This window comes from Weissella sp. DD23 (assembly GCF_001579105.1).
GTDB lineage: Bacteria > Bacillota > Bacilli > Lactobacillales > Lactobacillaceae > Weissella > Weissella cibaria.
The window spans coordinates 1,053-9,793 of record NZ_KQ970391.1 but is presented as its reverse complement, the minus strand read 5'-3'; the positions used below and the strand labels follow the sequence as shown (position 1 = coordinate 9,793).

The 8,741-nt window shown below is 45.6% G+C and carries 7 protein-coding genes, 2 tRNA genes and 1 pseudogene; 3 read left to right on the top strand and 7 right to left on the bottom strand.

The genetic code is table 11. The features are described 5' to 3' along the window. Window positions 1-66: 66 nt before the first annotated feature. The 5 genes from WEIDD23_RS02550 to WEIDD23_RS02530 all read right to left on the bottom strand — a co-directional run bounded on the left by WEIDD23_RS02550 (window position 67) and on the right by WEIDD23_RS02530 (window position 5,790). Complete coding sequence (locus WEIDD23_RS02550; protein WP_010369605.1) at window positions 67-1,779, bottom strand: ABC transporter ATP-binding protein; 1,713 nt, start codon at window positions 1,777-1,779, stop codon at window positions 67-69. Window positions 1,780-1,928: 149 nt separating this feature from the next. Then, complete coding sequence (locus WEIDD23_RS02545) at window positions 1,929-2,714, bottom strand: matrixin family metalloprotease (RefSeq protein WP_010369606.1); 786 nt, start codon at window positions 2,712-2,714, stop codon at window positions 1,929-1,931. 47 nt (window positions 2,715-2,761) lie between these two features. Next, on the bottom strand, window positions 2,762-3,811 hold the full coding sequence (locus tag WEIDD23_RS02540; protein WP_010369607.1) for a YdcF family protein: 1,050 nt from the start codon (window positions 3,809-3,811) through the stop codon (window positions 2,762-2,764). Window positions 3,812-3,821: 10 nt separating this feature from the next. After that, window positions 3,822-5,105 (bottom strand): GTPase HflX, encoded by a 1,284-nt coding sequence (gene hflX, locus WEIDD23_RS02535; RefSeq protein ID WP_010369608.1) that lies wholly within the window; start codon window positions 5,103-5,105, stop codon window positions 3,822-3,824. Between the two features lie 13 nt (window positions 5,106-5,118). Further along, on the bottom strand, window positions 5,119-5,790 hold the full coding sequence (locus WEIDD23_RS02530) for a histidine phosphatase family protein (RefSeq protein WP_010369609.1): 672 nt from the start codon (window positions 5,788-5,790) through the stop codon (window positions 5,119-5,121). A gap of 240 nt (window positions 5,791-6,030) precedes the next feature. Here WEIDD23_RS02530 and WEIDD23_RS02525 point away from each other — a divergent pair. Together WEIDD23_RS02525 and WEIDD23_RS02520 are read left to right on the top strand one after the other, a co-directional pair. Beyond that, a tRNA-Glu gene (locus tag WEIDD23_RS02525) sits at window positions 6,031-6,102 on the top strand. Between the two features lie 29 nt (window positions 6,103-6,131). After that, a tRNA-Glu gene (locus WEIDD23_RS02520) sits at window positions 6,132-6,203 on the top strand. A gap of 112 nt (window positions 6,204-6,315) precedes the next feature. Here WEIDD23_RS02520 and WEIDD23_RS02515 read toward each other — a convergent pair. Then, window positions 6,316-7,059: a CPBP family intramembrane glutamic endopeptidase gene (locus WEIDD23_RS02515; protein ID WP_010369610.1), complete on the bottom strand. Its 744-nt coding sequence runs from the start codon at window positions 7,057-7,059 to the stop codon at window positions 6,316-6,318. Between the two features lie 162 nt (window positions 7,060-7,221). Between WEIDD23_RS02515 and WEIDD23_RS02510 the strand changes: the two genes are divergently transcribed. Continuing rightward, window positions 7,222-8,052 (top strand): exodeoxyribonuclease III, encoded by an 831-nt coding sequence (locus WEIDD23_RS02510; RefSeq protein ID WP_010369612.1) that lies wholly within the window; start codon window positions 7,222-7,224, stop codon window positions 8,050-8,052. A gap of 134 nt (window positions 8,053-8,186) precedes the next feature. On the opposite strand, the pseudogene WEIDD23_RS02505 reads toward WEIDD23_RS02510, so the two are convergent. After that, window positions 8,187-8,741 (bottom strand): annotated as a pseudogene (locus WEIDD23_RS02505) (hypothetical protein); the annotation flags it as partial.

Genomic DNA, 8,741 nt, shown 5'->3' with positions numbered 1-8,741 from the left:
CGCCACCCAGTAGCGCTTAAAATAATGAGCAAAGAAGCGGACTGATTCAGTAATATTCTTCATCGTTTATGCCTCCTGCGCCTTTTGTGTCTTATAAATTTCTTGATAAATTGGGGATGTTTCCACCAATTCTTGGTGCGCACCTTCCGCAACCAATGCCCCATCTTCCAAAACCAAAATACGATCAGCGTTAATCACTGAAGAAATCTTTTCCGCAATGATAAATGTCGTCGTATCTTGCAATTCGTTATCAAGGGCTTCCTTAACCAACTTTTCTGACTTGGCATCCAACGCTGACGTTGAATCATCCAAAATCAAAATCTTTGGATCACCAATCACCCCACGGGCAATTGACAAACGTTGCTTTTGACCACCAGAGAAGTTTGATGAACGTTCCTCAACTACGTGTTCATACGTGTCTTCATAGCGTTCAACGAATTCAGCTGCTTGTGCAATTTGTGCTGCACGCTTCATATCTTGCTCTTGTGCATCTGGCTTACCTTGTCGCAAGTTATCTGAAATCTTACCTGAGAACAACGTTGCGCGTTGCAAAACGAATGATACCGTCTTGCGCAATGATGACTCGTTGGCATCCTTCAAATCAACTCCGCCGACCTTAACCGTTCCTTCGGTTGGGTCAAACAAACGTGGAATCAGTTGGGCCATTGATGACTTACCTGAACCCGTCGCACCGACGATACCAATCATTTCACCAGGTTGCACCTTGAATGAAATGTGCTTCAAAGTTGGCTTATCATCCCCTGGATACGTGAATGACACGTCATCAAATTCGACAGCTCCCGTCAAATCTTGTGCCGGTACATCCTTATAAACCAAATCTGACTTCGTATCCATAATTTCAGAAATACGACCCATTGACACAAATCCACGTGCCGCAAAGGTCATCATCATCCCACCAACAATAATGGCTTGCATGATAATCATCAGATAATTCGTAAACCCGGTAATTTGCGCCAACATCTTAGGCTCAGTCCCCACCATATTTCCAACGAAATAGATGGCCACAACCATCAAACCTTGCCCAATAAACATGAAGGCCGGCATGATAATTGAGAAAAGGTACCCAATTTGCAAATTAACGTGGTTCAATTCATCAGAAACATCATCAAAACGCTTCTGTTCATTACCTTCTTGGTTGAATGACTTCACGACACGAACACCTTGGAGGTTTTCCTTTGCCTTCGCATTCACTCGGTCAATCAACCCTTGAATCATCCCGAAACGCTTCCCCATGTTTCCCATGACCAGCGCTGAAACAGCACCAACCAAGATAACCATGACGACGATGATCCACCATAACTTGGGAATTGAATTAACCGCCAAGATAAAGCCACCAATAAACAGAATTGGCATACGTAGCAATGGTTGCAACATCATCATCAAAATACTTTGAATTTGTTGCACATCATTAGTCAATCGCACAACCAAGTTACCGGCTGAGAATTGCTCCACATTACCAAATGAAAATGTTTGAATCTTACGGTATGCTGCTTCACGGACATCAGACGCAATTCCTTGCGATGCACGTGCTGCAAAAATTGTATTCACAATCCCCGCAATCAAACCAATCCCCGCAATCACCAACAATTGCAACCCAATATGACGCACCTTGCTCATATTGTCATCTGAGATTGCTTGGACAATCTTAGAAAGCAATGTCGGTTGGAATAGCATCGCCATCGCCATGATAATAACCGTGATGACAGCGAGTACTAAATCGAGTTTGTACCGCTTAAAATACGGCTTTAACAAACGCATAGTTTCCCCTCCAATTAATAAATTATTTCTATCGTTAGTGAACCATTCTAACATTCTTTTTCAGTTTTTTGTCAATTTAGTTAACAAAAAATTTAAAACCATGAAAAAAGCGCAACCCAAGTGATGTACATCGGTTACGCTTTAAAAATCTATTTCAATGACGCGAAGTTTTTAGCCCGTTGTTCAGCGCTAACGACACTACGTCGAGTCAGCAATATCGTTGCTATAATCGCAATCATCACCATCCCCAGTAACCCAGCAATCAAATGATAAAAGATGCGAGGCACTTTAGCCGGAATCGCCAACCAAGCTGTCATTTGATTTGACACGTTTTGCGAATCCAACCAATTAGATGAATGGTCTGACACATCTGACAAAACTGACGGCTTCACCGTAAAGGGCAGGTTTTGCAAATCCCAACCGGTAATGCGTTGGGTAGGTCCCAAATTACGCGGATACATAATATCATGCTCATTGGTTGTATTATGCTGCAACCCCAAGGCGTGACCAAGTTCGTGTTCCCAAACCGACACCACCAAATCATGACGCTTCATGTATGCTGTTTTTGCAAACGCACGTTCAATTTCACGTTGATATAACGTAATCACGACCGTCCGCTTATCACCAAGGGTCGTCGTCTCCGTTAACCCCATCGGATCATCGGCACCAGGTGAGGCGACACCATCCGTGCTCCACATCATGGTCACATTCACCGCCTCTGGATCAGTCGGATTCCCGCTAAACAAAGTTGGCATTTGCAGCGTATTCGTCCAAATCGCCATCGCGGCTTTTGCCTCAGTCTGTTGTTTTGCCGGCAAACCCGTCATATCAACAGCATAAGTCGTTGCTGCCTCAGCAACCATCCCGTGACTACGCACCAATAACGCAACTACCAACGTGGCGATAACCAGCATCGCCCCTTTTAAAAATCGCATCCCAAAACTCTCTAATCTCTCACTATTAAATCCGTTCTTTGTCCTCTCTACTTAACAAAGAACGTGGCAATCATCATCACTACAGCAACCACAAACGCCAAGGCTGTCACTGCCATGTGTAAACGACGGTGCATGTTCAATACCGCAATGTATTCACGAATGAATGCTGGAATACGGTAATAGAATGGGGTATTACCACCTCGACCTTGGGCCAGCACGTCAAAACGGCGCGCCTGGAGGCCAGCACGGAACACGTGGTACTCACTCGTAAAGTACACAAATTCAGGATCAATCTTGCCAGTTGCCTTACTAATAATATCACGAGAAAAGCGCATATTTTCGCGCGTCGTTCGACTCTGGTCTTCCAAAAGTGTTTTATCAGCGGGATAGTTTAGTGTTGCAACGGCGTAGTCGCGCATCGCTTGGGCTTCTGAAACCTTTTCGTCGCCCCCTTTACCACCGGAAAAGACAATCGTTGGATAAACGCCCGTTGCGTCAAAACGACGTTGCGCGGCATCGGTTGCCGCCTTAATTCGGTTACCCAACAACTTACCAACGGTTTCACCATTCACTAGACCAGCGCCCAAGACAACATAGTAATCAGACTCACGCTTACGTGTCACTGCCGCGTAGACAATCGCTGATACCAAGAAAATGACGAAAATTAACATGAAGTAAAGTTCCATCACCCGGGCAAAAATAAACAGGGCTGCCAACCATGCCGGTGCATGTTGCATCATGGCGTCAATCATGTTGAAAATCATCAAGCCCAAGAACAACAATGGCAGCAATAAGTTTGGTAACGTGTGGTGCTCTTTACGCCAGACTTGCCATGAGTAATAAACCACAGCTAAGTCGAAGAAAACGGATAGGAACAAGAAAATCGCCAAGAACAAGGCAAAAATCATCGCAAAGGCGAAGATTCCCGTACCGCCAAGTTGCACCAAAATCATCGTAATCGAGATGGCGGCGAAAAAGAGCGTAAATAACGTCCAAACCCCAAGCCACATCGACCGCGGATCCGCGTTAATCACACGCCACAACGCATACCCGCTTAAGACAAATAACAATAACGCAATTAGTGTAACAAATAGCATAAAGCCTCCCTTAATCTACGACATAGGCCGCAAATCGGGCCGCTTGCACTGGTGTTAGCGTGACATCCATCATCGTGCCAGCTTCCACATAATCAATGCTGTGCACTGATGCTTGTTCATTCAATTCACTGACCAATTGTCCCTGCTCGAAAGGAATCAAAACCTTTGTTTGGACGTGGTCTGAATAGATGTGTTGCCGAATGACCTCAATCAACATATCCAACGACGCATCATCTTGTGCCGACAACGTCAAAGTATCCCCATCACGATCTGGGAATGACATACCTTCAATCTTATCGGCCTTGTTATAAATCGTAATCATTGGAATATCACCAACACCGATTTCCTTCAACGTCTTGGCCGTTGTCGACATCATTTCCTTGTAGTTTTCATCTGCATAGTCGACCACTTGAAGTAGCAAGTCAGCTTGTGCCGCTTCCGCCAACGTGGCGCGGAACGCCGCCACCAAGCCGTGCGGCAACTTTGACACGAATCCAACCGTATCTGACAACAAGAAGTTTTGATTGTCCGGCAAGTTCAACTTACGCACTGACGTCTCCAACGTGGCAAACAACATGTCTGCTTGGAAGACCGTCTTATCTTGGTTCTCACCATAGCGACGCACCAAACCGTTCATAATCGTTGACTTACCGGCGTTGGTATACCCAACCAAGGCCACGTTCTTGATACTTTCCTTCTCACGACGGGCGCGACGAGTTTGATCGTCAGCTTCCACATCCTTCAATTCCTGACGCAAGAGTGAAATTTGGTGTTCAATGTGACGACGATTCGTTTCAAGCTTCGTTTCACCGGCACCACGGCTGGTAAAGCTACCCCCGCCACCACCAGTTTGCTGATCCAAACGGACATTCATCGACGTACGCAAACGTGGCAACTGGTATTGTAACTGGGCAATCGCAACTTGCAACTTGGCAACCTTCGTCTTAGCACGTGATGCGAAGATATCCAGAATCAAAGCCGTGCGGTCCATAATCCCCGCCCCAGTACCTGATTCCAAATTACGAATCTGTGAAGGTGACAATTCATCATTCGTCACCACCATATCGGCTTCGTAATATTCTACGGCTTCCTTCAGTTCTTCAACTTTACCCTTACCAAAATATGTTGCCGCATTTGGACGCTCAAGCTTCTGCGTCACCGTACCCACAACTTCCATATAATTTGCTTCTGCCAAATTAGCCAGCTCAATCATTTCATAATCGAACTCAGCATTTTGACGATCCAAGCCAGCAAGAATAACCTTGCGGACTGGATGTAACTCATTTTCTATCATAGCCATTTTTCTTTTACCAATTCGTTGTCGTGTCGTTATACGCCTTCAACTTCATATCATCATCTGAGACTTCCCAGACTGAAATTGAACCGTTCAACGGCTTTGTCTTTGCTGTTTCGTGAGAATCGTACTTATAAACCAAATTGCGGATTAACGTTCCGTGGGCCACGACCAAAACATTTTGCCCATCGCGGACGTTACGGCGTAAGATATCCAGCCCCTTATCGGCACGCGCCCAGAATGTTGCCGCATCTTCAGCGTCGTGGGTTGGATCCGCTTCCTTGAAAGCATCCATGACCTCATCTTGCGTTAGTTGCGCCATCAAGTCACCGTACGATTCAATGTTTTCTAGTCCAATAATACCCGCGATTTGCTCAGCACTTTGCGCACTTGGCAATCCCTCAAAGAAACCGAAGAATTGCTCGCGGAATTGTTGCAATTGCTCTGGCGTTTTCAAATCACCACTTTGTGTGTTGCGACCTAGAATAAATTCAGCGGTGTGAATAGCCCGTTGTAGGTCTGATGAGTACGCGGCGTCAAACCGGACATTGCTGAGTCGCTCACCAGCCGCAAAGCCGTCGGAAATACCTTTATCCGTCAAAGGGGCATTTCCCCAACCTTGCATCCGTTGATATTTATTGAAGTACGTTTCACCGTGACGTACCAAGTACATATTAAATGACATTAATTGAACCTCTTTTCGGTTTGTTAGACGATTGTTAGTCTAGCTGCAGCCTACTAAATGACGATAATCTAGCAGGCTACGCATCCCCTTACTAATACCTATTATTGTACCATTTATGTAACAAGGACCGCATTTTTCAAGGCAGGGCGTTTAATTGAATTTTGTTAGGAAAAAGTGTTGACTTTGGCCATTGATATCTGTATAGTTATGTATTGTTGTTAAGCAACAGATGATATTCATGGCCCAATGGTCAAGTGGTTAAGACGTCGCGTTCTCAGCGCGGAATCCAGGGTTCGATTCCCTGTTGGGCTATTTCAGCTCAATGCTATTGATATCATCATGGCCCAATGGTCAAGTGGTTAAGACGTCGCGTTCTCAGCGCGGAATCCAGGGTTCGATTCCCTGTTGGGCTATCACTTGTAAAAGCACGTAAGTTTCGGCTTGCGTGCTTTTATTTTTGCCATTAAACCCTTTCAAACAAATTACCCCCGCGACACAACTGCCGCGGGGGTTATTTCATTTAACTTATTTACCAAAGAACATCGTAATAATGACACTAAAAATCATTAGCAACGAGATGCTACCGTTGTAAACCATGTGTGTCATGATGTTTTGCCAGATGTTGCGGCCACCCCAGATGTAAACCAGTTGCAACCAAACACCCATCACAATGTACATGATCAATGAACTCCAGTGACCGTTAACGTTGTTGATGTGCACCACACCAAACATGATGTTGGCGAAAATTGAGATCAATACGTATACCCACTTTGCCTTGTTGCGGAATGGTTCCGTAATGGCGTGGTGGAAAACGATTTCCTCGTAGAATGGTGCAAACAAACCAACAATTGCTGACAAGAACGTTGGTGCAACGTCACTAAATGACAACGCGCTTGCACCACTGTACTTAATCGCAAAGTCCCCCGTATCCAAGAACCCAGTCAACGCCTTCGTTAATGGCACTAGCACACCCATCATAATAATGCCGGCTAGCAATGCCCACATGACATTCTTAACCCAGTGCTGACGCCAAATCTGCCAGTCCCGACGCAAAATACCGTCCGACCAGTAGAAAATCGACACTAACAACAAGATTGTTGCTGGCACTAACGCCGCAATCGAAGCCGACCACGTTGCCAATCCAGTCGTTGATTGCGCATTTCCTGTCAACTTTAACATCCAGCCCCCGATTGGACCGAATACCATCAGTGGGAAGATAACAATCGCACTCACCCACTTTACCCAATTAAACTTCTCTGACTTAGCCATTTTAAATCTCCTACCAGTTATCCCATTTCTATTTTCAATATTCTATAACGTATAGTATTGTTCTGCAACACATTTGTCACATTTCTTTTTTGCATGTCAGTACGCGTCGGTGCCACTTTCACGATACAATAGATTTATCAGATAAAAGGAACGGTGACCGCAATGAAATTCATTTCATGGAACATTGATAGTGTAAATGCTGCTGTTGAGCATAAATCAGCCCGTGGCGAGATGACTTGGCAGGTACTGCAAGACATCGCTGCTGAGCAACCCGACGTCTTGGCTATCCAAGAAACTAAGTTAAAAGCAACTGGCTTAACCAAGAAACAAGCAACCGCGCTCGATGAACTTTTCCCAGGCTATCACCGCTACCTACGGATGAGCACTGGTCGTTCTGGCTACTCAGGTACGATGATGCTGTCAAAAGTTGAACCAATTGCCGTTGAGATGCCCGTTATCGGTGCCCCTGATGAAATGGACATCGAAGGGCGTATCATTACCCTTGAATTCGAAAACACGTATGTTTCAACGGTTTATACGCCAAATTCAGGCAGCAATTTGGATCGACTAACCGACCGGCAAGCCTGGGATGACGCCTACCGCGCCTACATCGCTGACTTGGATGCTAAGAAGCCGGTTATCTTCTCAGGTGACTTTAACGTTGCCCACCAAGAAATCGACTTGAAGAACCCCAAGACCAACCACAAGAGTGCCGGCTTCACTGACGAAGAACGTGAGAAGTTCGGTTTGCTACTTGATGCTGGCTTCACCGATACCTTCCGTTACCTAAATCCTGACCAAACCGGTGTTTATACCTGGTGGGCTCAGATTTCAAAAACCTCAAAGATTAACAATTCTGGTTGGCGCATTGACTACTACCTAGCGTCAAACCGATTGAACGACCAATTGGCAACCTTCAGCGTTGTCGACACCGGCGCACGTCAAGATCACGCCCCAATTAAATTGGAAATGACTGACGATTTCACGCTTTAAACCAAAAGAGACACAGTGCATGCCATCAAGCTAATGCACTGTGTCTCTTTTGGTTTATTAACCCTTAAATTCGGAAGTATACTTCCGAAACTGCGTTAAAAAACACGTTTTCCGGATTATACTTCCGATTTTATTTATCGATTAACTATTTCTGCCGTCAACACCTCGACGTACGTTCGTAAGGTGCCATCTGAATTTGCATAGATTGCCACACCCACATCCACATTACCAGGTGTTAGTAAGCCCATCTTATGCGATGCGCCTTGTTGATACGATGAGGTGCCATCATAACCGGCTGCTTGCCCATCATCGCCAAATTGCAAAATTGCATCTTGGGCCAACGCCTGTAATTGTGCATCACTCGTCAAATCGGTTACGTGCCAGACGTCTGATGACGTACCTGCAACACTACCAAACGACAACGTATCCTTCTGATCAGCGGTGCCACCATAATTCACGGCTGCAATATGCTGAATTGTCGAACCATCACCATTGGTTTCTTCACTACCATGGTTGTAGTAGCGTACTTGCCCATTGCCTAAATCTTCAACCGGCATCGTGCCAAACAGATTATTAAAATTGGCATGCGGATTAGCCTCAAACGCTTCTGGCTCACGCAACGCCCAGCGGCTCTCCTGCTTCGCCAAATTCAACGCCATTTCGGACGTTTGCGCCGGCGCCACGCCATA